26 protein-coding genes and 1 pseudogene are annotated in these 26561 nt (G+C 59.0%); 10 read left to right on the plus strand and 17 right to left on the minus strand.

Going from position 1 to position 26561, the window contains the following annotated elements; all coding sequences use genetic code 11:
• Nucleotides 1-39: 39 nt before the first annotated feature.
• The 4 genes from nrfD to K5E80_RS05950 are packed head-to-tail and all read right to left on the minus strand — an operon-like array spanning nt 40 to nt 3531.
• Complete coding sequence (nrfD, locus tag K5E80_RS05935; RefSeq protein WP_220635293.1) at nt 40-1215, minus strand: NrfD/PsrC family molybdoenzyme membrane anchor subunit; 1176 nt, start codon at nt 1213-1215, stop codon at nt 40-42.
• Nucleotides 1215-2069: a 4Fe-4S dicluster domain-containing protein gene (locus K5E80_RS05940; protein WP_220635294.1), complete on the minus strand. Its 855-nt coding sequence runs from the start codon at nt 2067-2069 to the stop codon at nt 1215-1217. Before K5E80_RS05940 ends, nrfD begins: the two co-directional genes overlap by 1 nt.
• A gap of 51 nt (nt 2070-2120) precedes the next feature.
• Entirely contained in the window at nt 2121-3149 is a 1029-nt protein-coding gene (locus K5E80_RS05945; protein WP_220635295.1) for a c-type cytochrome, read from the minus strand.
• A 55-nt stretch (nt 3150-3204) separates the two neighbouring features.
• Complete coding sequence (locus K5E80_RS05950; protein WP_220635296.1) at nt 3205-3531, minus strand: c-type cytochrome; 327 nt, start codon at nt 3529-3531, stop codon at nt 3205-3207.
• Nucleotides 3532-3748: 217 nt separating this feature from the next.
• Between K5E80_RS05950 and K5E80_RS05955 the strand changes: the two genes are divergently transcribed.
• Nucleotides 3749-5131, plus strand: a complete 1383-nt coding sequence (locus K5E80_RS05955) for a sensor histidine kinase (RefSeq protein WP_220635297.1) — start codon at nt 3749-3751, stop codon at nt 5129-5131.
• Nucleotides 5124-5756, plus strand: a complete 633-nt coding sequence (locus K5E80_RS05960; protein WP_220635298.1) for a response regulator — start codon at nt 5124-5126, stop codon at nt 5754-5756. Before K5E80_RS05955 ends, K5E80_RS05960 begins: the two co-directional genes overlap by 8 nt.
• 82 nt (nt 5757-5838) lie before the next feature.
• Here K5E80_RS05960 and K5E80_RS05965 read toward each other — a convergent pair whose 3' ends face one another.
• Together K5E80_RS05965 and K5E80_RS05970 are read right to left on the minus strand one after the other, a co-directional pair.
• Nucleotides 5839-6135, minus strand: a complete 297-nt coding sequence (locus tag K5E80_RS05965) for an RnfH family protein (RefSeq protein WP_220635299.1) — start codon at nt 6133-6135, stop codon at nt 5839-5841.
• The gene (locus K5E80_RS05970) at nt 6128-6559 is read right to left on the minus strand and encodes a type II toxin-antitoxin system RatA family toxin (RefSeq protein WP_220635300.1); all 432 of its coding nucleotides are present in this window, start codon (nt 6557-6559) and stop codon (nt 6128-6130) included. Before K5E80_RS05970 ends, K5E80_RS05965 begins: the two co-directional genes overlap by 8 nt.
• Before the next feature lie 48 nt (nt 6560-6607).
• On the opposite strand from K5E80_RS05970, the gene smpB reads away from it, so the two are divergent.
• On the plus strand, nt 6608-7057 hold the full coding sequence (gene smpB, locus K5E80_RS05975; protein WP_220635301.1) for an SsrA-binding protein SmpB: 450 nt from the start codon (nt 6608-6610) through the stop codon (nt 7055-7057).
• 146 nt (nt 7058-7203) lie between these two features.
• On the opposite strand, the gene K5E80_RS05980 is transcribed toward smpB, so the two are convergent.
• Together K5E80_RS05980 and acnA are read right to left on the minus strand one after the other, a co-directional pair.
• Nucleotides 7204-8511, minus strand: a complete 1308-nt coding sequence (locus tag K5E80_RS05980; protein WP_220635302.1) for an MFS transporter — start codon at nt 8509-8511, stop codon at nt 7204-7206.
• Nucleotides 8512-8847: 336 nt separating this feature from the next.
• Nucleotides 8848-11562 (minus strand): aconitate hydratase AcnA, encoded by a 2715-nt coding sequence (acnA, locus tag K5E80_RS05985; RefSeq protein ID WP_220635303.1) that lies wholly within the window; start codon nt 11560-11562, stop codon nt 8848-8850.
• An 81-nt stretch (nt 11563-11643) separates the two neighbouring features.
• Between acnA and fumC the strand changes: the two genes are divergently transcribed.
• Both fumC and K5E80_RS05995 read left to right on the plus strand, forming a co-directional pair.
• Nucleotides 11644-13059, plus strand: coding sequence for a class II fumarate hydratase (gene fumC / locus K5E80_RS05990; RefSeq protein WP_220635304.1), 1416 nt, complete (start codon nt 11644-11646; stop codon nt 13057-13059).
• Between the two features lie 113 nt (nt 13060-13172).
• A complete protein-coding gene (locus K5E80_RS05995; RefSeq protein WP_220635305.1) occupies nt 13173-13580 on the plus strand; it encodes a hypothetical protein in 408 nt (135 codons plus the stop codon).
• 104 nt (nt 13581-13684) lie between these two features.
• Here the strand turns inward: K5E80_RS05995 and K5E80_RS06000 are convergent, their stop codons facing one another.
• Nucleotides 13685-14572 carry a DMT family transporter gene (locus K5E80_RS06000; RefSeq protein WP_220635306.1) on the minus strand — a complete coding sequence of 296 codons (888 nt, stop codon included), beginning with the start codon at nt 14570-14572 and terminating at the stop codon, nt 13685-13687.
• Between the two features lie 41 nt (nt 14573-14613).
• On the opposite strand from K5E80_RS06000, the gene dapC reads away from it, so the two are divergent.
• From dapC to prmB, 5 genes are all read left to right on the plus strand, one after another.
• Nucleotides 14614-15807 carry a succinyldiaminopimelate transaminase gene (dapC, locus tag K5E80_RS06005; RefSeq protein WP_220635307.1) on the plus strand — a complete coding sequence of 398 codons (1194 nt, stop codon included), beginning with the start codon at nt 14614-14616 and terminating at the stop codon, nt 15805-15807.
• Nucleotides 15808-16014: 207 nt separating this feature from the next.
• Nucleotides 16015-16833, plus strand: coding sequence for a 2,3,4,5-tetrahydropyridine-2,6-dicarboxylate N-succinyltransferase (dapD, locus tag K5E80_RS06010; protein WP_220635308.1), 819 nt, complete (start codon nt 16015-16017; stop codon nt 16831-16833).
• A 31-nt stretch (nt 16834-16864) separates the two neighbouring features.
• A complete protein-coding gene (locus K5E80_RS06015; protein WP_220635309.1) occupies nt 16865-18058 on the plus strand; it encodes a PilT/PilU family type 4a pilus ATPase in 1194 nt (397 codons plus the stop codon).
• A complete protein-coding gene (gene dapE, locus K5E80_RS06020) occupies nt 18055-19194 on the plus strand; it encodes a succinyl-diaminopimelate desuccinylase (RefSeq protein WP_220635310.1) in 1140 nt (379 codons plus the stop codon). The genes K5E80_RS06015 and dapE overlap by 4 nt, the downstream gene beginning before the upstream one ends.
• Nucleotides 19194-20096 carry a 50S ribosomal protein L3 N(5)-glutamine methyltransferase gene (gene prmB / locus K5E80_RS06025; protein WP_220635311.1) on the plus strand — a complete coding sequence of 301 codons (903 nt, stop codon included), beginning with the start codon at nt 19194-19196 and terminating at the stop codon, nt 20094-20096. The genes dapE and prmB overlap by 1 nt, the downstream gene beginning before the upstream one ends.
• Here prmB and K5E80_RS06030 read toward each other — a convergent pair.
• The 8 genes and pseudogenes from K5E80_RS06030 to rpmF all read right to left on the minus strand — a co-directional run bounded on the left by K5E80_RS06030 (nt 20093) and on the right by rpmF (nt 26536).
• Nucleotides 20093-20617: a protein YgfX gene (locus K5E80_RS06030; protein ID WP_343213233.1), complete on the minus strand. Its 525-nt coding sequence runs from the start codon at nt 20615-20617 to the stop codon at nt 20093-20095. The two genes, prmB and K5E80_RS06030, sit on opposite strands and share 4 nt — an antisense overlap.
• Before the next feature lie 5 nt (nt 20618-20622).
• The gene (fabF, locus tag K5E80_RS06035) at nt 20623-21855 is read right to left on the minus strand and encodes a beta-ketoacyl-ACP synthase II (RefSeq protein WP_220635313.1); all 1233 of its coding nucleotides are present in this window, start codon (nt 21853-21855) and stop codon (nt 20623-20625) included.
• Nucleotides 21856-22113: 258 nt separating this feature from the next.
• Nucleotides 22114-22353: pseudogene (acpP, locus tag K5E80_RS06040) on the minus strand (acyl carrier protein); the annotation flags it as partial.
• Between the two features lie 171 nt (nt 22354-22524).
• The gene (gene fabG, locus K5E80_RS06045) at nt 22525-23283 is read right to left on the minus strand and encodes a 3-oxoacyl-ACP reductase FabG (RefSeq protein WP_220635315.1); all 759 of its coding nucleotides are present in this window, start codon (nt 23281-23283) and stop codon (nt 22525-22527) included.
• Nucleotides 23280-24212 (minus strand): ACP S-malonyltransferase, encoded by a 933-nt coding sequence (fabD, locus tag K5E80_RS06050; RefSeq protein ID WP_220635316.1) that lies wholly within the window; start codon nt 24210-24212, stop codon nt 23280-23282. Before fabD ends, fabG begins: the two co-directional genes overlap by 4 nt.
• A gap of 99 nt (nt 24213-24311) precedes the next feature.
• On the minus strand, nt 24312-25280 hold the full coding sequence (locus K5E80_RS06055) for a beta-ketoacyl-ACP synthase III (protein WP_281420337.1): 969 nt from the start codon (nt 25278-25280) through the stop codon (nt 24312-24314).
• Between the two features lie 5 nt (nt 25281-25285).
• Nucleotides 25286-26290, minus strand: coding sequence for a phosphate acyltransferase PlsX (gene plsX / locus K5E80_RS06060; protein WP_220635318.1), 1005 nt, complete (start codon nt 26288-26290; stop codon nt 25286-25288).
• Nucleotides 26291-26356: 66 nt separating this feature from the next.
• A complete protein-coding gene (rpmF, locus tag K5E80_RS06065; protein WP_220635319.1) occupies nt 26357-26536 on the minus strand; it encodes a 50S ribosomal protein L32 in 180 nt (59 codons plus the stop codon).
• Nucleotides 26537-26561: the final 25 nt, after the last annotated feature.

Genomic DNA, 26561 nt, shown 5'->3' on the forward strand with positions numbered 1-26561 from the left:
TTGAAAAAAGCACTGCGTTTTGTTATGTCAAAAGGGTTATCAAGTTGTCGCCTGGTCATCCCATGGTGGCAATATTCTCACCAAAAAGGATAGCAATGCAAATGGCGTAGCCAGCAAGCAGGCTGCAACCAGACCGCCCTCCCTGCCGAGGAAGTGCAGATGATAGGTCAGCAGCCCCCTGCCCGTCTTTGATATCTCCTGTCCGCCGATCACCACATTCCAGCGCATCATGAACACCGCGAGCAACACCAGGACGGCGCATGTCGTGACACCCGTGATCAGTGCCTTGCCGGTGGTGCCACGCCACATCATGAAACTGAGCAGCACGATCGGCAACACCGACCCAATCCCCAGTTGCAGGGTAAAGAACGGAATGAAGAGCGGGCCCCTGACGTACTCCATTATCATGTCCACTCCCTCCCGACCACGGTAGACCAGAGCTCCGAATTCCACCCCCTCCAGCACCAGGGCGAACATCATGAATCCCCACAGCGCATAAGCCATGCCCTTGAGGCAAGGCAAATCCACTGTCTTTTTGCGCAAGAGGCTGGATATGACGTAGAGCACAATTAGCAGCGCGGTACCCGAGATGATGGCGGAAAAAAGAAAAATGGGCGGCATGAGATCGGAGGACCACCATTCGCGCGACTTGAGTGAACCGAACACAAAGCCGACATAGCCGTGCAAACCGTGCGCCCCGGGGATGCCGATCACCGCCAGGGCGAAAATCCACTTGCGGTCGACGCGCATCGCTGCCTCGGAAAGGTCATGGGACCCCAGCGACAGGACACGATAGAGCAATCCAAGGGCACCTTTTCTTTGTTGCGCCTGCTCGACGATGTAAGGCCGGAACACGAACCAGCTTTCCAGAAGCAACAGGAGGGTGTAGCCGGCAGCCGCAAAACCGAAAACGGCGAAAGCCGAACTCCAGTGTGGCGTGATCATGGCATTGAATGCCCGCTCCGGATGGCCCAGATGGGTCAGCAAGCACAATGGAACAATAACCATGCAACACAGCGATGTCAGCAGGGCAAGGCGCGCGGCCGGCTTGAAGCGCTGCATGCCGAACACGTGGTACATGCTCGATACCGTGAAAGCCCCCGCTACCAGGCCGGTGAGATAGGGATAGAGCGCGATGAGCACAGTCCACGGAATGATGGTTTCGTTGGGATAGACATAACCGATATAGGGCGCAACGTCATAGAGTGCTTCCACTAGATCACCTCCTTGTCGAGACCCACGTTGAAAACATTGGGCGCATTGCCGGATTCTGGTCTCAGCACCGAAACCCGGTTGTTGCGGAGGAACAGGCTGATCGGACTCTGCTTGTCGTTGCGATCGCCGAAGATACGCGCGCTGACCGGGCAAACTTCCACGCACGCCGGTTGCAGGCCTTTGGTGATGCGGTGGTAGCACCAGGTGCACTTGTCGGTGGCACCTTTTTCTTCGTTGAAGTAGCGCGCGCCATAGGGACAGGCCTGGACGCAATATTGGCAGCCGATGCAATACTTGTGGTCGATCACCACCACCCCGTCCTCGGTCTTGTAGGTCGCACCGGTGGGACATACCTGCACACAGGCCGGATGGGTGCAATGGTTGCAAAGCTTGGGCACGAAGAAAGCCCTGTCCACCTTCGCATCCTTGTAGCGGTTGGCGAATCGATATGCGCTTTCGGAACCCGATGCCGCGATATTCACCGGATCGCTCTGGCTGTCGATGCGTGCCTTCTCCTCTCCTTCCAGCGTGACGTAGCGCTCGACCCAGGTGCGGAAGTGATGCGCATCTGCAAGCACATTGTTCTCGATCTTGCACGCCTCGACGCAACGCAGGCAGCCGATGCACTTTGTCGCGTCCACGCCAAAGGCCCAGCGATGCTTGGTCCAGTCGTAATCCGGTATATCCGGTTTGGGCGGCGATGCGGCCTCTGAAGCGGCCGCCGCTTCGCACAATCCTGGCAAGCCAGTACCGGCCGCGATTGCCATGCCGCCGCAACCAACGGCCACGCCGAAGAAGCGCAGGACTTGCCTGCGCTCGCGACGCTGTTTCTCCTGCTCGTCGTTATCTGCCATCTGGGTAGCCCTCCTCGCTGCATTGACCTTGACCGCTTTGCGTGCGTACGCCTAGCGGCAAGCTGCATTGGCAAAATATGCCGCGACGTTCGCCGCGTCGGTATCGCTCAGTCCTTGCGCGATGCCATCCATCATGCCGTTCTTGCGCTCGCCCGCCTTGTAGGATTTGAAGCTGCCCAACAGGTACTCACCGGACAGGCCGGCAAGATTCGGCCATGAGGGTTGCGTACTGACGCCTTGCGCGCCGTGGCACGTAGCGCATTTCGCCGCAACCGCCAGGCCTGCGGCGGCGGCCTTCTTGTCCCCGTTCCCCGCGCTCTTGCATTTGGCAGCGGAAAAATACGCAGCAACATTGGCGATATCGTTGTCGCTCAAATCCTTGGCTATCGAACTCATCAACTCGTTAGCGCGTGCGCCGGTCTTGTATGCCTTGAGGGAGATGACGAGATAGTCCGCCTTCTGTCCGGCAAGTCCGGGAGCGGAATCACCAATGCCCGCTTCGCCATGACATCCGGCGCAACCAGCCGCGATCGCCTTGCCCGCCACGGCATCGCCTTTTGCTGCGCTAGCGGCAGCCACTTTGAAGGTCCTGGGGGAATGCGGATTGTGGCAAACCGTGCATTGCTGGGTTCTGGCATGCTCGGCCACCACGATCTGCCGCTGCTGCGCGGGACGTCCGGGCATCTGCTCATGGCACAGTGTGCAAAGCCTGGCGGTGTCGACCGGAATCGTCATCTTCAAGCCACTGGGGTGATCCTTGCCGGTGGTCACGTTGTCGAACCGGCCCTTGACGTCGCGGCTGCCCGCCGGGCCGTGACACACTTCGCACTTGACGACCTTGCCGAGTTCGACGTTGTTGTGCACGCCCTTCGCCCATTCTGCATATTCGCTGGCGTGGCATTGCTCGCAGTACTTTGGCGTCTTGAACTTGGGTTTGTCCGATGCGATCTCCGCCACCGAGAGGCCACGATAGTGCCCGAACTGATAGAACGAACCGGCGGTGAAGTACTGCTTGGCCGTATAGGCGACAATAACGAATGCCAAAAGCAGCATGACCAGTCGGACGATATGTTTCGGCATTTCTCGCTTCCTAGCTGATTGTGATGGACGAGTATCCCTTGGACATGCAGCGTTATTAACTCTTGCTGATCATGTAGTCGACAGCAGCTTTGATGTCTTCGTCACTCAGAGAACTATTGCCGGCCCTGGGTTTCATCTTTCCCTTGCCCTTGATGACGGATTCTTCGAGCGCCGCCTCTCCTCCCTTGATCAGGGGCGCCCATTTGGCCTTGTCGCCGGTTTTCGGGGAGCCCATCACCCCCTTGTCATGGCAAAGCTTGCAACTCTTGTCGTAAACCGTCTGGCCATCCGCCGCGGCCGAGGACCGCAAGATGCCTGCAAGCAGCGCCGCCGCCATGAACATGACAAAGTGTTTCCCATGCCGGATATTTTGAATACGCATGCTGAACTCCTCCTGGTTGTGATTTCGCGAGACACTGCGGGTATATTCCGCTTTTCGGCCGCATCTTGCGGAAAACGCCGGGAATGAACAATGGCTGTTGGGCGCGACATGGTTAAGACCTTAGTCCCATAAAAACCAGCATTTGGTCCGTAGGTCGGGCAAAAACCGGCTGCTACAATGAATTGTGGTCAGGAATTTCTTCGCCAAGTTAACTCTCTTGCGCCTGCTGCTCGCGGGCGGGTTCGTCGTGTTGCTGGTCGGGATGCTGTTCATGGGCACGTGGATCAGCAGCACGATCGAGGAAAGGGTGGTCCATCATGAGGGCGAGGTTTTTGCGTTATATCTGGACAGCCTCATCTCCGACCACGTCGAGTCTATTGCCAGCAACGGTCAGTTGAGCAGCACGGATGTGGTTGGGCTGGACAAGCTGTTTTCCGGAACCGAAGTCGGCAAGCGCATCGTGACGTTCAAGATGTGGTCACGCGATGGCCGCATCATCTATAGCACCAATCCGGCGCTTATCGGCAGGCAGTTCAAGGTAAAGCCGGACCTGGCCATGGCGTTTCGCGGGGAAACGAAATCGCACTTATCCGATATCACGGATGACGAGAATCTGTTCGAGCGTCAGCGCTGGTCCAGACTGCTTGAAATCTACGCACCCATGCACGAACGGAAAACCGGATCGATCGTTGGCGTTGCCGAGATCTATCAGACCACAGATGTTGTCGCACGCGCTGTCGGTACCGCCAAGCTGAAAACCTGGCTCGTGGTCATCGCGGCAACACTGGTCATGTACCTGCTGCTTGCCGCGCTGATCAAGCGCGCCAGCAATATCATTGCCGCGCAGCAAAACGAGCTTCACGATAAAGTGAGGCAGCTCACCGCGCTGCTGGCCCAGAACGAGCAGCTTCACGAACGCGTGCGGCGCGCGGGGGGACGCGCGGCAGCAATCAATGAACAGACCCTCAACCGCATCGCGGCAGACCTCCATGACGGTCCGGCGCAGGGGCTGGCGCTTGCATTGATGCGCATGGGAACTCTGGCCGAATCGTGCGGCACCTGTTCCTCGACGGTCGGCAAGGGGCGCACCGTGGCAGACGAATTCCGCACGCTCCATTCCGCGTTGCAATCCGCGCGCGACGAATTGCACGCCATCGCCGCGGGGCTGCCGCTGCCGGAAATCGAGCGGTTGACGCTCACCGAGACGGCACAGCGCGCATTGCACGACTATGAGCGCAAGGTAGGCTTTGCAGTGCCGCTCACGGTCGATGAACTTCCGTCCGAAGCGCCGCTGCCCGTAAAGATTACCCTGTACCGGCTGTTGCAGGAGTCCCTCGCCAACGGGTTCAGACACGGCGCCGCGACCGATCAGCGCGTACGGCTGACGCGGACTGGGGAACAGCTAATTGTCGATGTTACCGACAGCGGCAAGGGATTCGACCTTCGGACGATCGCCGCAAACGGCCATCTTGGGCTGGCGGGAATGCGCGAACGGGTGGAGATACTCGGCGGCTCTTTCAGCGTGCAAAGCGCCCCCGGTTCGGGCACACTGATCCGCGCGTCGCTGCCCCTGCGGTTACTGGAGGAAGAAAATGAGTGACCCCATCCTCATTCTGGTCGCGGATGATCACCCGCTGTTTCGCGAAGGCGTCGTTCATTCGCTCGCCTCCGAACCGGATTTCACTGTTGTCGGCCAAGCCGCGGACGGCGAGGAAGCGCTGCGGCTCGCGCGCGAGCTGCTGCCCGACGTGGTACTGCTCGACATCGCCATGCCGGGAGGCGGAGGCCTGGTCACCGCCGAAAAGATAATCACCGCCTGCCCCGCAACGAAGATCGTGATGCTGACGGTATTCGAAGACGAAGACAAGCTGCTGGCTGCATTCAAGGCCGGCGCCTGCGGCTATGTTCTCAAAGGCGTCTCGGCGCGCGATCTGGCAAGCGTGGTGCGCACCGCAGCAAGCGGCGAAGTCTATGTATCACCCTCGCTTGCGGCGGGAATCATGGTCGCACTGTCGCGAGGCAAACCTGCCGATCCACTGGAGGAACTGACAGAAAGGGAATCACAAATCCTCACCCTGGTCGGGCAAGGCTTGACCAATCGCGAAATCGGCGACCGCATCCATCTCTCGGAAAAAACCATCAAGCATTACATCACCAATATCCTGCAGAAATTGCAGGTGCGCAGTCGCGTGGAGGCGGCGTTGATGGCGGCACGGCACGCCTGAAGGTGCGCCGTCGCGATGGGAAACCTTGCCTCCGCCCGGGGAGGCGGACAATTATTATCTGCTGCGAAGCGGAATCGCAACATCAGGCAGGATGCCGTCTTCCTGCAGTGGCGCGGCGGCGGCGAACTTCCTTCGGATCGGCAATGAGCGGACGATAGATTTCGACGCGATCACGATCGCGCAATATGGTGTCCAGCCTTGAGATGCGCGAATAAACGCCGAAGCTTCCTCCGGCCAGGTCAATTTCCGGATATTTCAGCAACAGGCCGGAAGCTTCGACGGCGCTTTGCAGCGTGGCCCCGGCGGGCAAGCTGATGCTGACCAGATCCTGCCGCTCCGGCAAGGCATATGCCACCTGGACATCAATCAACTCAGCCATAGACCTGATTAGCGCGTTTGACGAAGGATTCGAGGAGCGTGTTGGCGATGTGATTGAACACGGGGCCGACGGCTTTTTCTAGCAGCTTGCTGGAAAATTCATAGTGCAGGCGAAACTCGATCTTGCACGCCGTCTCGCCCAGCGGCGTCAAGCGCCAGTGGCCGTCGAGATGCCTGAACGGGCCATCGCGCAAATGAATGGTCATCAGGCGCGGAAACTCCTTGGGGTTGACCGTCGAAAAATGCGCCTTGATGCCATGATAATTGACGTGCAGCCTGGCGGCCGTCTGCCGCTCGGTTTTCTCATGCACATCGACGTCGCTGCACCACGGCAGGAACTGCGGGTAATGCTCGACATCATCGATCACTTCGAAAATCTGGGCTGCTGTGTGCTCGATCAATACGGATTTCTCAACAACGGCCATGGGTCAGCATTCGGCTAGAATTGGCTGATTCTACCAAGCTCCCCCGCCATGAGCATCGTCGACAACCGCAAGGCCTTTCACGATTACTTCATCGAAGACAGGTTCGAAGCCGGCCTGGTGCTGGAAGGCTGGGAGGCCAAGGCAATCCGCGCCGGACGCGCGCAGCTGAAGGAAGCCTATGTCGTCATCAAGAGCGGCGAGATATTCCTCATCGGCGCCCATATCAGCCCCTTGGCCACCGCGTCCACCCATATCAATCCCGACCCGGTGCGGACCCGCAAGCTGCTGCTGCATGGTGAAGAAATCGCCAAGCTGATCGGCAAGGTGGAGCGCGCCGGTTATGCGCTGGTACCCATCGACCTGCACTACACCAAGGGGCGCATCAAACTGAGTATCGGCCTGGCGAAAGGCAAGAAGCAATACGACAAGCGCGAAACCGAAAAAGAACGCGATTGGGTGCGTGAAAAAGCCCGCATCATGCACGACAAGCGGGCTTAAAGAACTGCCGCTGTTCGCGCTGCCAGATGTCATCGCGAGGGGCGCAACTCCGAGCCGATCCAGGTTTTTGGATGGTCGATAGCTGAACTGCCATCCTGTGTACTCTCCTTGCAGATACCAGATACCGTCCTAGATGTTTAGTCCCACTATGCTGCTACCCCAGACGCCTGCTTAGTGCTTTTATCGGCAATATGGACGTCATTACGCAGCAAGAAAATGCCCACAGCGATGCCAAGCAGGCACACTGCGGCAACATAATAGGCGGGTGCCATCGGCTGTGTTTTCATGATCAGGGTCACGAAAACTGGCGTGAGACCACCAAAAATTGCGTAGGCCAGATTGTAGGATGACGACAACCCGGTAAATCTGACCTTGGGCGGGAAGGCATTCACCATTACGTAGGGCACAGCACCGGCGATGCCGACACAAAAACCAGCCAATGCATAGGTCGGGAAAAGCAGTTCCGGCGCAGTGTCGAGGCTGAAATAAAACAACAAAGTGCTGCCGAGCAAACAGAGGCTGCCGAGGATAAAGGTTTTACCGGCACCGATCCGGTCGATCAGCAGGCCAAACGCGGTGCAACCTATCGTCAGGAAAAATGTAGCCAGGCTGCTGGCTTGCAAGGCGACAGCGGGAGAAATACGATGCTGCTTTTGCAGCAGTGTTGGCGTCATCAAGATGACCACGACAAGGGCGGCGGTCAATAGCCAGGTCAGCAGTACCGACACGACAATCGCCGGACGATATTCCCGAATTACTGCCTTGAGCGGCAGTTCTTCGGCAAGTTTGCGATTACGTTTCAACTCCTCGAAAACCGGCGTCTCTTCCAAATAGAGTCGAAGATAAACCCCCATAAAGCCAAACACACCGCCCACCAGGAAGGGAATCCGCCACGCATAGGCTATGACATCCGCAGTTGAGAAAAAAGTATTGACTCCGGCGGCAACCAGCGAACCAAGCAATATGCCGACGGAAAGACCGGAAGTCAGGGTGCCGCAGGCAAAACCGACATGCCGGGGCGGCACATGCTCAGCAACGAACACCCATGCGCCAGGCACTTCACCGCCAACCGCCGCGCCCTGTATCAAGCGCAACAGCAGCAAGGTCAGCGGCGCCGCGATGCCGATGCTGTCATAGGTGGGCAGCAGTCCTGTCAGCAGGGTCGGTATCGACATCATGAAAATACCCAGGGTGAACATCCGCTTGCGGCCAAACAGGTCACCAAAATGGGCCATTACGATACCGCCCAGCGGCCGTGCCAAGTAACCCGCCGCGAAAATGCCGAAGGTTTGCAACAATTGCAGCCAGTCAGGCGTATCGGGCGGGAAAAAAAGCTTGCCGATAAGCGCGGCCAAAAATACGAAAACAATGAAATCGTAATATTCGAGCGCCCCACCGATTGCGGCCAGGGCAAGCGTTTTAAAGTCACGCCGATTCAATGCGCGCTGCATCATCGCCGGATTTGTTGAGATTAGAGAAGGTGGGAGTTTAACGCAGATGGCTCAAATGATCAGCGTCACCTCGGTGATGTTTTGCCGATATGCCGCATTGATTACCGGGGTTCAAAGGTATTGGGCTTTCCCGCAGAGCGTAATTAAAGAGACCAGGTACATTTATGTTTATTGCATAAATATGCGGGTGGCGCCTAATTAGGTTCCCACCTTTGCAAGGACGACAAAACCCTGGTTCATAAGTCGCTATTTGCGTACGGCACCGCACATGCCATGACCGAAGGGAACCACCGCTCCGGGTGGCTTCGCCCCCTTGGAATGACGCGCTTGCCTATACGTTCAAATCAATAGTTCGCGCAGCACATAAGGCAGGATGCCACCGTGGCGGTAGTAATCCACTTCGATCGGGGTATCGATGCGCAGCAACACCCTTACGCTGCGCCGCTCGCCATCCTTGCCGTGGATCACCAGCGTGAGTTTCTGCCGCGGCTTGAGGCCGTCTTCCAGTCCCAGGATATCAAAGCTCTCGTCGCCTTGGATGCCAAGCGACTGCGCGCTGGTGCTGCCGATGAACTGCAAGGGCAGCACGCCCATGCCAACCAGGTTGGAACGGTGGATGCGCTCGAAACTGCGCGCGACCACAGCCTTCACACCGAGCAGCCGGGTGCCCTTGGCGGCCCAGTCGCGGCTGGAACCGGTGCCATATTCCTCGCCGGCGAAGATGACCGTCGGCGTGCCGGCGGCGAGGTACTTCATCGCCGCCTCAAAGATCGACAGTTTCTCGCCCGAAGGCTGGTGCAAGGTGATCCCGCCCTCCTCGCGGCCGCCATCCGCTTGTGGTGGAAGCATCAGGTTCTTGATGCGCACGTTGGCGAAAGTGCCGCGCACCATCACCTCGTGATTGCCACGCCGCGCGCCATAACTGTTGAAGTCGGTTTTGCCGACGCCGTGCGCGATCAGGTAAAGGCCGGCGGGCGAGGCTTCCTTGATCGACCCCGCCGGGCTGATGTGATCGGTGGTGATCGAATCGCCGAAGATGCCCAGGGCGCGAGCACCGGTGATGTTGCCTCCTGCCACTGGCGGTGCCAGCGCAAAATCATCGAAGAACGGCGGATTGGCGATATAGGTCGATAGCGGCCAATCGTAGATATCGCCCGAGGTACTCGCTATCTGGCTCCACAAGTCGCCCTTGGCGGTAAGCTGGCGGTAGTTGGCCGCATACACGGCCGGGTTCATGGCCAGTTTCATCAACGCTTGCACTTCGGCGCTGGTGGGCCAGATGTCGCCAATCCAGACATCATTGCCCTCCTTGTCCTTGCCCAGCGGTTCGGTCATCAAATCCTTCCGCATCGTACCGGCGATGGCGTAGGCGACCACCAGTGGCGGGCTGGCGAGGTAGTTGGCCTTGATGTTGGGATGTATGCGCGCTTCAAAATTGCGATTGCCGGAAAGCACGGCGGCGCAGACCAGTTGCCGGTCCTGAATGACCTGATTCAAGGCCGGCGTCAGGTCGCCCGAATTGCCGATGCAGGTGGTGCAGCCATAAGCCGTGACGGGGAATCCGAGTTGTTCAAGGTAGGACAACAGACCTGCCTTCTTCAGATAATCGGTCACCACGCGCGACCCCGGTGCGAGGGACGTCTTAATGTGGGGGGCAACCTTCAAACCGCGCTGCACGGCCTTTTTCGCCACAAGGCCCGCCGCCAGCAATACGCCCGGATTGCTGGTATTGGTACAGGAAGTAATCGCGGCGATCAGGATGTCGCCGTTCTTCACCGTCACACCGTCGCTGTTGACATAGCTCGCCCTGAGTTCAGCGGCGGGTCTGGAAAAACCGTTCGCGGAGGCTGGCTTGCTAAACAGGTCGATGAAGTTCGCCTTGACCTTGCCGATCTCGATGCGGTCCTGCGGCCGCTTCGGTCCTGCCAGCGAAGGCGTCACGCCAGCCAGATCCAGCGTCACCACCTGACTGTAGTCGATCTGCCCCTCCTTGGGCACGCCATAGAGTCCCTGCGCCTTGAAGTAGGACACGAAGGCATCGATCTCCTCCGCGGTGCGGCCGGTGCCCTGGAAGTAGCTGATCGTCGCGTCATCAACCGGGAAAAAACCCATGGTCGCGCCATATTCAGGCGCCATATTGGCAATGGTGGCCCGGTCGGCCAGCGTCAATGCCTCGACGCCTTCGCCGAAAAACTCGACGAACTTGCCCACCACTTTTTCGCGGCGCAATTGCTCGGTCACGGTCAGCACCAGGTCCGTCGCCGTGCAGCCTTCGCGCAGTTTTCCCTTCAGTTCGAAACCCACCACGTCCGGGGTCAGGAAATACACCGGCTGGCCGAGCATGCCGGCCTCGGCCTCGATGCCGCCGACGCCCCAACCTACGACGCCGATGCCGTTGATCATGGTCGTGTGCGAATCGGTGCCGACCAGCGTATCGGGGTAATAGAGCGTTTTGCCGTCGACCTTTTTGGCATGGACGCCGCGCGCCAAGTATTCCAGATTGACCTGGTGCACGATGCCAACACCCGGCGGCACGACACGGAAAGTGTCGAAGGCCTGCATGCCCCATTTCATGAACTGGTAGCGCTCGCGGTTACGCTGGAACTCCAGCTTCATGTTGAGATCGAGCGCATCCTGCTGACGGAAATAGTCGACCTGTACCGAATGATCGACGACCAGGTCGACCGGCACCAGCGGTTCAATGATCTTCGGCGCCTTGCCGAGTTTCCGTGCCACGCCGCGCATCGCCGCGAGGTCACAGAGCAAGGGCACACCGGTAAAATCCTGCAATACGATGCGGGCGACGACGAAGGGAATCTCCTCGCTGCGCGGCTCGTTCGGTTGCCATGCGGCCAATTGCCGGATATGCCGTTCAGTAATCTTGCGGCCGTCGCAATTGCGCAACACGGATTCGAGCACCAGCCGGATCGATACCGGCAGTCGCGAAACTTTGCCGAGCCCGGCGCGCTCCAGCGCCGGCAGGGAATACAGGTATCCGGTGGCGCCGGATTGCAGTGAAAAGGACTGGAACGAATCGTACAATGATTGAGTCATGGCCTAGCCCGCTACGAAGTAAAGCAGAATGGTGACAGAATGCCACTAAAGCAATACAAATTGAAATAAAGGAAGAAAACAATGCGTACCGAACAAGACAGTTTCGGCCCCATAGAAGTTCCGGACGAACGCATGTGGGGCGCGCAAACCCAGCGTTCACTGCAGCACTTCCATATTTCAACGGAAAAAATACCCATGGAGTTGGTCCTGTCTTTGGCTCTCGTGAAACGCGTCTGCGCCGCAGTCAGCCGTGAGTTGGGACTGCTCCCCGACGCCAAGGCCGTCGCCATCATCCAAGCCGCCGAAGAAGTTCTGGCCGGACGGCACGCGCTCGAATTTCCCCTGTCGATATGGCAAACCGGTTCTGGCACGCAGACCAACATGAACATGAACGAGGTGCTCGCCAACCGCGCCTCGGAACTGATGGGGGGAGAGCGCGGCACAGGACGGCTGGTGCATCCCAATGACGATGTCAATCTTGGCCAGTCGTCGAACGACATTTTCCCCAGCGCGATGCATGTCGCCGCCAGCCGGGGCATCGTCTCCCAGGTGCTGCCGGCATTGCGTCAATTACGCGAGACGCTGATGCAGAAGTCCGACGAATTTGCCGACATCATCAAGATCGGGCGCACGCATCTGCAGGATGCCACGCCGCTCACGCTGGGCCAGGAATTTTCCGGGTACGTCGCACAACTTGCGCATGCCGAGATGGCGCTAAGCGTCAACCTGCCACCGCTCTTCGAACTGGCTGCCGGTGGAACCGCCGTCGGCACCGGACTCAACACCACTCCCGAATTCGGCGAGCGCGTTGCGGCCGAACTGTGCGAACGCTGCGGTATTCCGTTCACCACGGCAAGCAACAAATTCGCGGCATTGGCTGCCCACGATGCGCTCGTCGCGGTGCATGGCGCCATGAAAACGCTCGCCACCGCGCTCTTCAAGATCGCCAACGACATACGCTGGCTGGCTTCCGGCCCGCGTTCGGGTCTCAGCGAAATTTCACTTCCCGAGAATGAGCCGGGCAGTTCCATCATGCCGGGCAAGGTAAACCCGACGCAATGCGAGGCGCTGACCATGATTTGCGCCCAGGTCTTCGGCAATGATGTCGCTATCACCGTCGGCGGCGCATCCGGCAATTTCGAATTGAATGTCTACAAACCGCTCATCGCCCACAACTTCCTGCAAAGCGTGCGGCTGCTTGCCGACGGCATGCGCAGTTTCGAGCGGCATTGTGTGCGCGGCATCACGCCGAACCGGGAGCACATTGCCGAACTGGTCGATCGCTCGCTGATGCTGGTCACGGCGCTGGCGCCTCACATCGGCTACGACAAGGCCGCCGCGATCGCCAAAAAGGCGCATCAGGACCGCAGCACATTGAAGCAGGCGGCAATTGATCTGGGGTATGTTTCGGCAGTCGAATTCGATCTTTTGGTCAAGCCGGATGAGATGGTCGGCATCCCGGCAAAGAAAAGCAAAGAGAACCAATCGTTGGACTGACTGATTATGCGTATCTCAGTCCGGCAAAACCCGAACGACCCCGGCCAGCATTTTTTCTCGCATGCATTTTCATATCTATCTGTAACTTCTTGATAGGTATTTTCCGAAATCCGATGAGCAACTTGTTATTCACCAATACTGTCAAAGCAGGCCGTCTTCTGCGGATGCTGGGATGGGTTATTCTGGCATTTACGCTGGGCGTGGGAAGTGCCTTTGGAATTGCTCTCGCTATTCCTGTTTTCACTGCACTCGATGCTTCCATGCAATCAAGTTTGGCAAATGCACTGCTGCGGCCTATGGTGCCCGTTGCGTGGATATTGGCAGTTGCCGCATGTTTCGGCATCGCATTTTTAATTGTCGGGGCCTATATAAAAAAGTATAAACCATGGGCTAAAGTCTCGTGGGTTTTGCTTGCGTTGATGTCTCTCATCTATGTTCCGATAGGCATGATGATTGGGTGTTTCGTTTTGTTTTATCTTGCCAAAGGCTGGAAGGAGAGACCAACCGTTACAGGACTGTAGAACCGAAGAAATTGGCCTTCGGTTTGAAGGAGGCCAAACGGCTCTCCAGGGTCATCCCAATCTCTGGCCATGCCATTTTCAGGGCATGGCCAATCAGCCAGGAATCAGGCATTGCCGCTTTGCGGCTCGTCCTCCTCCATATGTCCTGAAAACAGGCTGGCGAGGATAATCAGGGCGCCTCCCGCCCATTCCCTGATGCCCATGTATTCCCCGGCAAGCAGCCACGAGGCCAGTGCTGCGACGACCAGTTCAAACAGCAGGATGACGATGGCGCGATTGGCCTTGACCTGCGTCAGGCCATACTGAATCACCAGATTGACCGCGAGCAGTACCACGCCAATCAGCAGCATCAGGAAAAAAAGTCCTGCCGTCATGACGGTCGGGGAAGGCAGTGTTATCCAGGGCAACATCAGCGCACCGCTGACGATCACTCCCACAAACGACGCCATGGATTTGAGTTCGATCGACAGTTCGCCGGTACGGCGGATCAATACATTGTTGAGCGCGAACATGAAGCCCGCCCCCATCCCGATCCACTCGGCCACACAGCGCGGCCAGGGTATGCCCATTGCGGGGTGCCACAGCATGACCATCGCCCCGCACAGCGAAAGGCCGATGACAGCCATGCCCAGCGGATTCAGCCGCTCGCCGAGCAACAGGCGCGCGAGCAGCACGGTCCACAACGGCGACAGGTAAAACAGCAGCAGCACGCGCATCACGTCGCCGCCCAGCACGGCCAGCACATAACCGAGATTGCAGCCGCCGGCCGCCAGCGCGATCAAGGGCAACCACCAGGAAAAACGGGCGCCGCGTAATTTGCGCCGCAATACGGCCAGCCCCAGCAGGAACGCGAAAGCATAGGTCACCATGGAGGCAACGACGCCGTTGATGCCGGCATGGTCGATGATGCGATAGGGATACCAGATCAGGCCCCAGATGGTTGCTGCGGTGAACAGGGAGAGTGTCACCGTTGAAGTTCGATTGGAACTCATCGCCTATAATTACATTCCTCAATCAAGCCTGACTGCCCGCCGTGAATCCGCGCCTGTCGCTACTGCAACCCTACCCTTTCGAGAAACTGCGCCGGTTGATGGCTGACATCACGCCCGTTGCGGGCCTCAAGGAAATCCGCCTGTCGATCGGCGAACCGCAGCATGCCACGCCAGTCTTCATCAAGACGGCGCTCAGCGAAGGGCTATCGGGACTGGCGAACTATCCTAGCACAGCCGGCATGCCCGCCCTGCGCCAGGCGATTGCCGCATGGATCGGCCGCCGCTACGGCATCTCCGCTCCCGATGCGGAAACAGAGGTGCTGCCGGTCAATGGCAGCCGCGAGGCGCTGTTTGCCTTCGCGCAAACCATCATCGACGGCGGCAGGCCGGACGCGCTGGTGGCCTGTCCGAATCCCTTCTACCAGATCTATGAAGGCGCCGCCCTGCTGGCGGGTGCGCAACCGATATTTCTCAACACCCTGCCCGGCAACGGTTTCAACCTCGACCTGCAGGCATTAAGCGACGCAGAATGGGGTCGCGTGCAACTCCTGTATGTGTGCACGCCGGGCAATCCCACCGGCAAAGTGCTCTCGCTCGACGACTGGCGCGAGTTGTTCGCACTGTCCGATCGACATGGTTTTGTCATCGCGTCTGATGAGTGCTATTCGGAAATTTATTTCGACGAGCGGCAGAAACCGCTGGGGGGACTGGAAGCGGCGAGCAAACTCGGCCGCGACGATTATCGCCGGCTGGTGATGTTTTCCAGCCTGTCCAAGCGCTCCAACGTGCCCGGCATGCGCTCCGGCTTCGTCGCCGGCGACCGGTCGCTGATCGGGAAATTCCTGCTCTATCGCACCTACCACGGCAGCGCCATGAACCCCGCCATCCAGACGGCATCCATCGCGGCCTGGAACGACGAAGCGCATGTCATTGAAAATCGCCGCCTCTACCGCGAAAAGTTCGCGCAAGTGACGCCCATCATCGCGGAGCAGCTCGACACAAAACTGCCCGATGCGGGCTTTTATCTCTGGGCCAGGACGTCAATCGCCGACACCGAATTCGCCCGCGAGCTGCTGCGCCAATATAATGTGAGCGTCCTGCCCGGCAGCTATCTGGCGCGCGAATCGGACGGCATCAATCCGGGCGCGAATTTCATCCGCATCGCGCTGGTTGCCGACCCCGCCGAGTGCCTTGAAGGCGCGCGACGCATCGCCGAGTTTTGCCGCAAGCTTTAAACTTGAGAAAAGCAGTTAGCCACAGAGGACACAGAGTGCACAGAGGAAAAACAGCGGGTTATTGCCTTAGCGTTACTTACCCAACGGGTGAGCATAGAGCCGTTGGCTTTGAAGGCTTTTCTCCGTGATCTTTGTGATCTCTGTGTCCTCTGTGGCCAGCTTCTGCCGTTTTTAGGTTGAAACCTTAATCAATTTTCAGGAAACGCCATGCACGAACTGCAAAAGATCATCGAAGACGCTTGGGACATTCGCGCCGAACTGACACCCGGCACCGCGCCGGCCAAAATCGGCGAAGCCGTCGACCAACTGCTGGCCGAACTCGACGCAGGCAAACTCCGGGTCGCGGAGAAAATAAACGGCAGCTGGGTCACGCATCAATGGATCAAGAAGGCCGTGCTGTTGTCATTCCGTCTCAGCGACAACAAGGTGCAGGAGAGCGGCGTCAATCGCTACTTCGACAAGGTGCCCACCAAGTTCACGCATTATGGCCAGCACGAGTTCGAAAAGGGCGGCTTCCGCGTCGTGTCGCCCGCCGTGGCGCGCCGTGGCAGCTTTATCGCAAAGAACGTGGTACTGATGCCTTCCTACGTCAATATCGGCGCCTATGTCGATGAAAACACCATGGTCGATACCTGGGCCACGGTCGGTTCCTGCGCCCAGATCGGCAAGAGCGTGCATCTGTCGGGCGGGGCCGGCATCGGCGGCGTGCTGGAACCGCTCCAGGCCAACCCGACCATCATCGAGGACAACTGTTTCATCGGCGCGCGATCCGAAGTCGTCGAGGGCGTCATCGTCGAGGAAAACTCCGTCATCTCGATGGGCGTGTATCTCAGCCAAAGCACCAAGATCTACGACCGCGCCACGGGCGAAGTCAGCTACGGCCGGATTCCTGCCGGCTCGGTGGTCGTCAGCGGCAACCTGCCCTCGGCCGACGGCAAGTACAGTCTGTATTGCGCCGTGATCGTGAAAAAAGTAGACGCGCAGACCCGCTCGAAGACCAGTATCAACGAACTGCTGCGCGACTGAACGCAATGACAGCGCGGAATAGGGAAAGCAAATGGGAACGATGACTCGCCTGTTTCAATTGATGGCCGAGAAGAAGGCTTCCGATATTTTTCTTTCGACTGGCTCGCCGATTCACATCAAGATCAGCGGTGTCTCTGTCCCCATCAATCAACGGACGATGGATGGCGCGACCATCGCCACCCTGCTCCACGAAATCCTCACCGACGCGCAATACCGCGAATTTGAGGAAAGCCTCGAACTCAATGCCGGCTACGCCCTGGAAGGGGTCGGCAATTTTCGCCTTTCGGCGTTCCACCAGAAAGGCACGCCCGCGCTCGTCGTGCGCTACATTCCGGCCGAGATCCCGCAACTGGGAACACTCAATCTGCCGGATGTGCTGCCCGAAGTCATCATGGAAAAGCGCGGCCTGATCCTCATGGTTGGCGCTACCGGGTCAGGCAAGACCACTACGCTCACGGCAATGCTCGACTATCGCAACGAGCGCAAGCCGGGACACATCCTGACGCTCGAAGACCCCATCGAGTTCATCTTCAAGAACAAGAAATCCATCGTCAACCAGCGTGAAGTCGGTGCCGATACGCGCAATTTCCAGACAGCGCTGAAAAATGCCTTGCGCCAGGCGCCGGACTGTATTTTCATCGGTGAAATCCGCGACAAGGAAATCATGTCGCAGGCCATTGCCTATGCCCAATCGGGGCACCTTTGCCTCGCTACCCTGCACGCCAACAACAGCTACCATGCGCTATCGCGCATCATCAGCTTCTACCCGCTGGAAAATCGGCCGGCACTGCTCGCCGATCTGGCGGTGACGCTCAAGGCGATCATCTCCCAGCGGCTCGTAAACAAGCCGGATGGCAGCCGTACGCCCGCGGTAGAAGTCATGCTCAATTCACGCCATATTGCCGAACTGATCGAAAAGGCCGACATGATTGGCCTCAAGGAATCGATGGAGCAGAGCATGACAGCCGGTTCGCAGACGTTCGAACAGGCGCTGTTCAGACTCTACAAGTCGGGCACCATTACGCTTGATGAAGCAACCGCGAACGCCGATTCCGCCAACAACCTGCTTTACCTGATCAACAACGACCAGACAGTGACCGCCGAAGCCGGGCACAGTGGTCATGGCAGCAAACAGGAAGCGCCACTCTTCGACCCGGTCAAGTCAATCGCACCCGGCGCCGACTTCAGCAACTTCAAAGACTTCACGCTTAAGCTCGACGCATGAATGCTGTTCAAGCCTTGGCCACGGTGCTGATCGCCAGGCCCTCGGTCACTCCCGAAGATGCCGGCTGTCTCGACCTGATCGGCGGCATACTGCAGGCACTGGGGTTTTCGCTCGAACGCATCGATTCCGGCTCAGTGTCAAACCCGGTCTCCAATCTTTGGGCACGGCGCGGCAATGCCGCTCCGCTGGTCTGTTTTGCCGGGCATACCGATGTCGTGCCCGCCGGCCCGATCGAACAGTGGCAGAGCAATCCTTTTACCCCGACTGTTCGCGACGGGCTGCTGTATGGACGCGGCGCCGCCGACATGAAGAGTTCGCTTGCCGCCTTCGTGGTCGCAGTCGAGCGCTTCATCAGGAAAAATGAGCAACACTCGGGCTCGATTGCGTTCCTGCTCACTTCCGACGAGGAAGGAGACGCCACCGACGGCACCGTGAAAGTGGTGGAGACGCTCCAGGCGCGCAACGAGCGTATCGACTACTGCATCGTCGGCGAGCCGACCTCGAGCGAAAAACTCGGCGATACGATCAAGAACGGCCGCCGCGGCTCGCTTTCGGCAACCCTGACGGTACGCGGCATCCAGGGCCATATCGCCTACCCGGAGAAAGTGCGCAACCCGATCCACCAGGCCATCCCCGCCTTGGCCGAACTTGCCGCCACGCACTGGGACGATGGCAACGAATACTTCCCGGCCACCAGTTTCCAGGTCTCGAACATTCACGCCGGCACCGGCGCCACCAATGTCGTGCCCGGCACGCTGGAGGTGTTGTTCAATTTTCGCTTCTCCACGGCAAGCACGGTGGAGTCGCTGCAATCGCGCGTGCATGCCATTCTCGACCGACATGATCTCGAATACGACATTCGCTGGACCGTTGGCGCCAACCCGTTCCTGACGCCGCATGGAAAGCTGGTAACCGCAATGGAGCTTGCCATACAGGAGGCAACGGGCATCTCACCCGCACTTTCCACGACGGGTGGCACTTCGGATGGCCGCTTCATTACCGCGATCAGTTCCGAGATCGCCGAGTTCGGGCCGATCAATGACAGTTCGCACAAGATCGACGAGCACGTTCGCACGGCCGATCTGGAACCTCTCGCCGCCTGTTACGAAGGCGTGCTGAAGCGTTTACTCATTTAATGAAATCCCTCGTCGACGATCTATTCACCCTGCGCGACTGGTTGCGCTGGGCCGTGAGCCGCTTTACCGAAGCGCAGTTGTTTTTCGGTCACGGTTGCGACAACGCCTATGACGAAGCGATGTGGCTCGTGCTGCATGCCCTGCACCTGCCGCCCGACCGGATCGACTTTTTCATGGACGCCAGGCTCACGCATGCCGAACGCCAGTCGGTTTTCGATCTGCTCAACCAGCGCATCTCGAAGCGCATCCCCAGCGCCTACCTGACCCACCAGGCCTGGCTCGGCGGCCATGACTTTTACGTCGATGAGCGCGTCATCGTGCCGCGTTCCTATTTCGCGGAATTGCTGGAAAACGGACTATCGCCCTGGTTGCCTTACAGCATAAAAGTCGACCGGGCGCTGGATCTATGTACCGGTTCGGGCTGCCTTGCCATCCTGATGGCGCTCGCCTTTCCCGCAGCCCGAATCGATGCCATCGACCTGTCGTCTGCCGCACTCGAAGTGGCGCGGCGCAATGTCGAACGCTACGGCTTGCAGGATGTCGTCGAACTGATCGAATCGGACCTGCTCGCTGGCGCTGGCGGGCGCCGTTATGATCTTATCATTTCCAATCCGCCCTATGTTACGGCGCAATCGATGCACAACCTTCCCGCCGAATACCGCCATGAACCCGCACTGGCGCTGGCGGCAGGCGAAGACGGACTCGATATCGTGCGCCGCATCCTCGTCTCGGCGGCAGATTGCCTCACGCCCGAGGGCATCCTGCTGGTCGAGGTCGGTCACAATGCCGACCTGGTGGAAGCTGCATTCCCCAACGTGCCCTTCACCTGGATCGACACGCCGAGCAGCGAAGACAAGATATTCCTGCTCACGCGAACTGAACTCGCAAGATACTTCGCTTAACCTTTGAGTTTCCCCACACGCAACTGCACCGAGAGACGCCGCCAGGATTCATCATCCAGCATATCGGGCAACAGAAACAGTGAGCGGGATCGTCGTTCCTGGCGCAGCCGCAGCGCCATCAGCCAATGCCATACGGTGCTGGACGGATCAACCCGGGTTGCAATACGGCGACCGTCGCCATATTCCAGTTCCAGTTCTCCCTCCCCACGCAAGCTCAATGCAACGACCGCGCCGGGCCCCAAGCGCAGCGCATGCAACCACAATTCGCGCGCCATTGAGAAAGCCAGCAACACCAGCAGCAATATCCTGGCGGCCAGCGCGAACTGGCTGACGGCTATTGCCGCAACGGCCAGACCATGAATGAGGATCAGTGCAGCGGCGGCTGAACGGGAAGGATGCAAGCGAAGAAATAATTGCGCCCCCAGCCCCGACCTTCGGCCCGGGCTGCCCCCCACGGGGGTCAGATCAATCTTGGGGCGGCCCGGCAATTGACTTGATAGTGGCAGTCGCACTGCCGCCACCCGGATCAAATGCGGCGAAACACCAGCGTGCCGTTGGTGCCGCCAAAACCGAAATTGTTTTTGATGGCGACATCGATCTTCATGTCGCGCGCGGTATTCGCACAGTAATCCAGGTCACACTCCGGATCCTGCTCGAAGATATTGATGGTCGGCGGCGATATTTGATGATGCACGGCCAGTACGGTCAAGGCAGACTCCAGCCCGCCGGCACCACCGAGCAGATGGCCGGTCATCGACTTGGTCGAATTCACCACCACCTTTTTCGCTGCATCGCCCATGGCCAGTTTGATGGCCTCGGTTTCATTCTTGTCACCAAGCGGAGTCGATGTACCGTGGGCATTCAGGTATTGCACCTGGTCCGGATTCACGCCCGCGTTCTTCATCGCGTTCAGCATGCTGCGCCTGGGGCCATCGGTATCCGGCGCCGTCATGTGATAAGCATCGCCACTCATGCCGAAGCCGGTCAATTCAGCGTAAATCTTCGCGCCACGCTGCCTGGCATGTTCATACTCTTCGAGTACCAGCACGCCTGAGCCTTCGCCCATCACGAAACCGTCGCGGCCCGTATCCCAGGGACGGCTGGCGGTTGCCGGATCGTCGTTACGCGTAGACAGGGCCTTGGCCGAACTGAAACCGCCAATCGCCAGCGGCGTGATCGTGGATTCCGCGCCGCCACAGACCATCACGTCGGCGTCGCCATACTCGATCATGCGCGAACCGATGCCGATAGCATGAAGGCCGGTGGTGCAGGCGGTGACCACGGCAAGATTCGGCCCCTTTACCCCCAGCATGATCGAGAGGTTGCCCGATATCATGTTGATGATGCTGCTGGGAATGAAGAAGGGCGAAATCTTGCGCGCGCCGCCGGCGAGGAAGTCATCGTGCGTCGATTCAATCATCGGCAACCCGCCGATGCCGGAACCGATATTCACGCCGATGCGGTCGGCATTCTGCTCGGTAACCTCTATCCCTGAATCCTTGAAGGCCTGAATGCCCGCCGCCATGCCGTAATGAATGAAGGCATCCATGCGCCGCGCTTCCTTGGGCGACAGGTAGGCCGACACATCGAAGTTCTTGACTTCGCCGGCTACCTGGCTGGCGAAGGTGGAAGCATCGAAGCGGGTAATCCTGGTGATGCCGCTCTTGCCGGCAACGATGTTCTGCCAGGTTTCGGCAACGGTATTGCCGACCGGGGAGACAATCCCCAAGCCGGTGACGACAACTCTGCGACGGGACAAGGAATGCTCCAAGAGGGTGAAGATAAGTTAACGTGAAAAAGCAGCGATGAAGCGCCTTGTGATATCGAGCGCAGCGAGCCGATTGATAGCCCCGCCCCGGGGGTTGAGGCGGGAATTCGCAAAGCACGGCTTTGCGCCGCCGAGACGGGCGAGCCATGCAGGGCGAGCCCTGGAGCAGGTATGGGGGCGGGGGGCGTTCAATTTGCCTTTACGCATTTTTATCATCAAGGGTGGCGCTGGCGGCCATGCGCGTCAGGATTACTTGACGTTGGCGTTCACGTAATCAATGGCCTGCTGCACGGTGGTGATCTTCTCGGCAGCTTCATCGGGTATTTCGCACTCGAATTCCTCTTCGAGCGCCATCACGAGTTCCACAGTATCGAGCGAGTCGGCGCCGAGATCGTCGACGAATGAGGACTCATTCTTGATTTCAGCTTCGTTGACGCCCAGTTGTTCGGCGACTATTTTCTTGACGCGTTGCTCAATGTTTTCCATTGATTGCTCCTTCCCTGAGTGGCGGGTTTGTTATAACGGTTTTGCTGCAATGACCTGAACTCCGAAGAACTCAGACTGTGGCGAAAAACCCCAGCATTCTAACAAAAAGCCGGGGCGTTTCCGGGTTTGAAAACTCCTGAATAAGTCGCGAGCGCTGCGGCTTGTTCCGATGGTTCATTGACTCATGTACATGCCGCCATTGACATGCAGCGTGGTGCCGGTGATGTAGGCGGCCTCCGGACTCGCCAGGAAAGCCACGGCATGAGCGATCTCCGCGGCCTGCCCAAGGCGGCCGAGCGGAATTTTCTGCAAAAGCGCGTTACGTTGTTCCTCGCCCAATGCCCGGGTCATGGGCGTGTCGATAAACCCGGGCGCGACGCAATTGACCGTAACGTTGCGGCTGCCCAATTCCTGCGCCAACGCGCGCGACATGCCGGCGACGCCGGCCTTGGCCGCCGCGTAGTTGGCCTGGCCCGCATTGCCGGCAGCCCCAACCACCGAGGCGATGTTGATGATGCGGCCATTGCGCGCTTTCATCATGCCGCGCATGACCGCGCGCGAAAGCCGGAACACTGCCTTCAGGTTGGTGTCGATGACGGCATCCCACTCTTCGTCCTTCATGCGCATCGCCAGGTTGTCGCGAGTGATGCCGGCGTTGTTCACCAGGATCGACACCGCGCCGAAGCGCTTTTCGATTTCGCCGACCACCGCTTCGCAGGCGGCGCCGTCGGTGACATTGAGCACCGCGCCCCAGCCCTTGATGCCGGCCTCATCGAGCAACTTCTGGATATCGGTGGCGGCCGCTTCGTTGATATCGACCCCGACGATGGTCGCGCCCTTGCGGCCCAGGGTCATTGCGATCGATAAACCGATGCCGCGCGAAGCGCCAGTCACCAGCGCCACCTGTCCTTGCAAACTGTTGTCCATATTCATCCTTTCACGGCGGCGAGAGCCGCCTCCAATCCCTTCAAATCGTTGATGGCGCCGCCGCTCAAGCCGTCGGCACAACGTTTCACCAGTCCCGCCAGCACCTTGCCGGGACCACATTCATAAACGTGGGTAAGCCCCGCGTCCTGCATCGCCTTCATGGTTTCGACCCAGCGCACCGGGGATGCGGCCTGGCGCACCAGGGCAGCGCGAATCCTGTCCGGTTCGTTTTGCACCAGCACGTCGACATTATTCAGCACCGGAATCGTCGGCGCCGACAGCGTCAGCGTCGCCAGACGCGCCTTCAGTTTTTCTGCGGCAGGTTGCATCAGCGAACAATGGAACGGCGCCGATACCGGCAGCAGCAGCGCACGCTTGGCGCCCTCCGCCTTGCAGGCATCGGCCGCGCGTTGCACCGCCGCTGCATGGCCCGCGATCACGGTCTGTTCGGGCGAATTGAAATTCACGGTCTGCACCACCTGTCCCTGCGCCGCTTCCGCACAGGCCGCCTCGATCGACGGCACATCGAGGCCGAGAATCGCTGCCATGGCCCCGACGCCTTGCGGCACGGCTTCCTGCATCGCCCTGGCGCGCAGTTCCACCAGCGGCACCGCATCGGGGAGCGGAATTACATCGGCCGCCACCAGGGCAGCATATTCACCGAGGCTATGACCTGCCACCATCGCCGGTTGCGGACCGCCAAGGGCCTGCCACAGGCGATATACCGCGATACCCGCCGTCAACATCAGGGGTTGCGTGTTGACGGTCTGGTTCAGCGCTTCGGCCGGGCCCTCCTGCACCAGCTGCCAGAGATCGCGGCCCAGCGCGGCGGATGCCTCGGCAAAGGTGTCGCGCAGAACCGGATGCTCGCCATATGCTGACATCATGCCGAGCGATTGCGAGCCCTGGCCGGGAAAGACGAGCGCGAATTTCATTTCATCTCTCCGTGAGTCTTCAGAGAAGGCTAATGCCCGCGCGGGCGGGCGTTATGCCGGAACTAAACACAAGTGCAAATTTCATTTGATATTCTTTCGTCAATACTTGAGTAGAGCGGCGCCCCAGGTGAACCCCCCGCCGACACCTTCCAGCAGCAGCGTTTCGCCGTGCTTGATGCGTCCGTCGCGGACCCCCTCGTCAAGGGCAATGGGGATCGAGGCCGCCGAGGTGTTGCCATGATGCGCAACCGTGACGATGCCCTTTTCGGCTGGCAGCCCCAGTTTCTTCGCCGTCGCATTGATGATGCGAATATTGGCCTGATGCGGTATCAGCCAGTCCACTTGATCGATGGTCATGCCGGCTGCCGCCAGCACTTCTTCGCCGACCTCGGCCAAGGCGCGCACCGCAAACTTGAATACGGCCTGACCATCCATGCGCAGGAAGGGGTCGCCGATCGCCTGTCCGCCGTTGATCTGACCCGGCACGTTGAGAATTTCGCTATAGCTGCCATCGGCATGCAAGGCGGTCGAGAGAATGCCAGGGATGTCGCTCGCTTCGAGCACAATCGCACCGGCGCCATCGCCGAACAGGACGCAGGTGCCACGATCCTTCCAGTCAAGGATGCGCGAGAACACTTCGGCACCGACCACCAGTGCACAGCGAGTTGTGCCGGAACGGATGAACTTGTCGGCCACCGCCGCCGCATAGACGAAACCGGTGCACACGGCCTGCAGATCAAAGGCCGGACTCGAATTGGCTACGCCCAGCTTGCGCTGAAGAATTGCCGCCGTACTCGGGAAAATGAAATCCGGCGTGGAGGTGGCAACGATGATGAGGTCGACATCGGCAGGCACCTTGCCCGCCGCGGTCAATGCGCGGCGACAGGCCTCCAGGGCGAGGTCGCTGGCGTTTTCATTGGCCGCCACAAGATGGCGGGTACGAATGCCGGTACGTTCGGTTATCCAGTCATCGGAGGATTCAAGTTGGTGTTTCCGGATCAACTCGGCGTTGCTGACCGGTGCGCCGGGCAGGTAGCCGCCGGTTCCGGTAATGCGTGAATAAACAATACGATTCATACGAACTTGACCATGCGAGATGCAATTTTTTCGGGCAGATTGTTGCGGGCCTCTTGGGCCGCCTTTTCCAGCGCGCAACAGAAGGAATAGGCGTCCGCCGAACCATGACTCTTGATGACGATGCCTTTCAGGCCCAGCAGGCTGGCGCCATTGTAGCTGCGATGATCGAAGCGTGACTTGAAAGCATTCAGTACCGGCCTGGACAACAGCGCCATGAGTTTAGTCAGCAGATTGCGCTTGAACTCCTCACGCAAACCGGCGACAAGCATCGAGGCGAGGCCTTCCGATGCCTTGAGCACAACATTGCCGACGAAGCCGTCGCAGACAACCACATCGGTAGTGCCCTTGAAAATATCGTTGCCTTCGACACTTCCGTAAAAATTGAGGTCACTCGCCTTCAACAGGTCTCCCGCGCGTCTGACGATCTCATTGCCCTTGATGTCTTCCTCGCCGATATTCAGCAGGCCGACACTGGGCTTATCCATGTGTTCCAGCGTCGATACCAGTTGCGAACCCATGATGCCGAATTGCAGCAGGTGCTCCGGCGTGCAATCAACATTGGCGCCGAGATCAAGCACGTAGCAATGGCCCTTGATGGTCGGCAGGATGGTCGCAATCGCCGGGCGTTCGATACCGGGAAGTGTCTTCAGGACAAAACGCGAAATCGCCATCAGCGCACCGGTATTGCCAGCCGAGACCGCGGCGTGTGCAGTACCTTCCTTGACCAGGTTGATGGCGACACGCATCGATGAGTCTTTTTTTGTGCGCAGCGCCGTGGCCACCGCGTCTTCCATAGTGACGACTTCGGATGCGTTGCGAATCTTGAGCCGTTCGCCAAAGCTATTACCGGACTTGGCGACAGCGGACGTCAGCAATTCCTCATTGCCGACCAGGACGATGGAGCAACCGGGATCGCGGCGCAGGAATTCGAATGTCGCGGGAACGGTGACCGGCAAGCCGTGGTCGCCGCCCATGCTATCCACCGCGATGGTAATCGTCATTATCTGAGCACGCTCAAGAAAACGGCCGGATGCGGAATTCGCATCCGGCCGTCATCGGAGTCGGTCTTATTCGCCCTTGGCCTTGATGATCTTCTTGCCCCGGTAAACACCGGAGGGAGAAATGTGGTGGCGCAGATGCACCTCGCCGGTGGTTGCCTCGACGGCAAGCGAGGGATTGGTGAGGAAGTCGTGGGAACGATGCATGCCGCGCTTCGACGGGGACTTCTTGTTTTGCTGTACTGCCATGTTGATGCTCCTTGTTTCCTCGATT

Origin of the sequence: Georgfuchsia toluolica (assembly GCF_907163265.1) — a bacterium.
GTDB classification, from domain to species: Bacteria; Pseudomonadota; Gammaproteobacteria; order Burkholderiales; family Rhodocyclaceae; genus Georgfuchsia; species Georgfuchsia toluolica.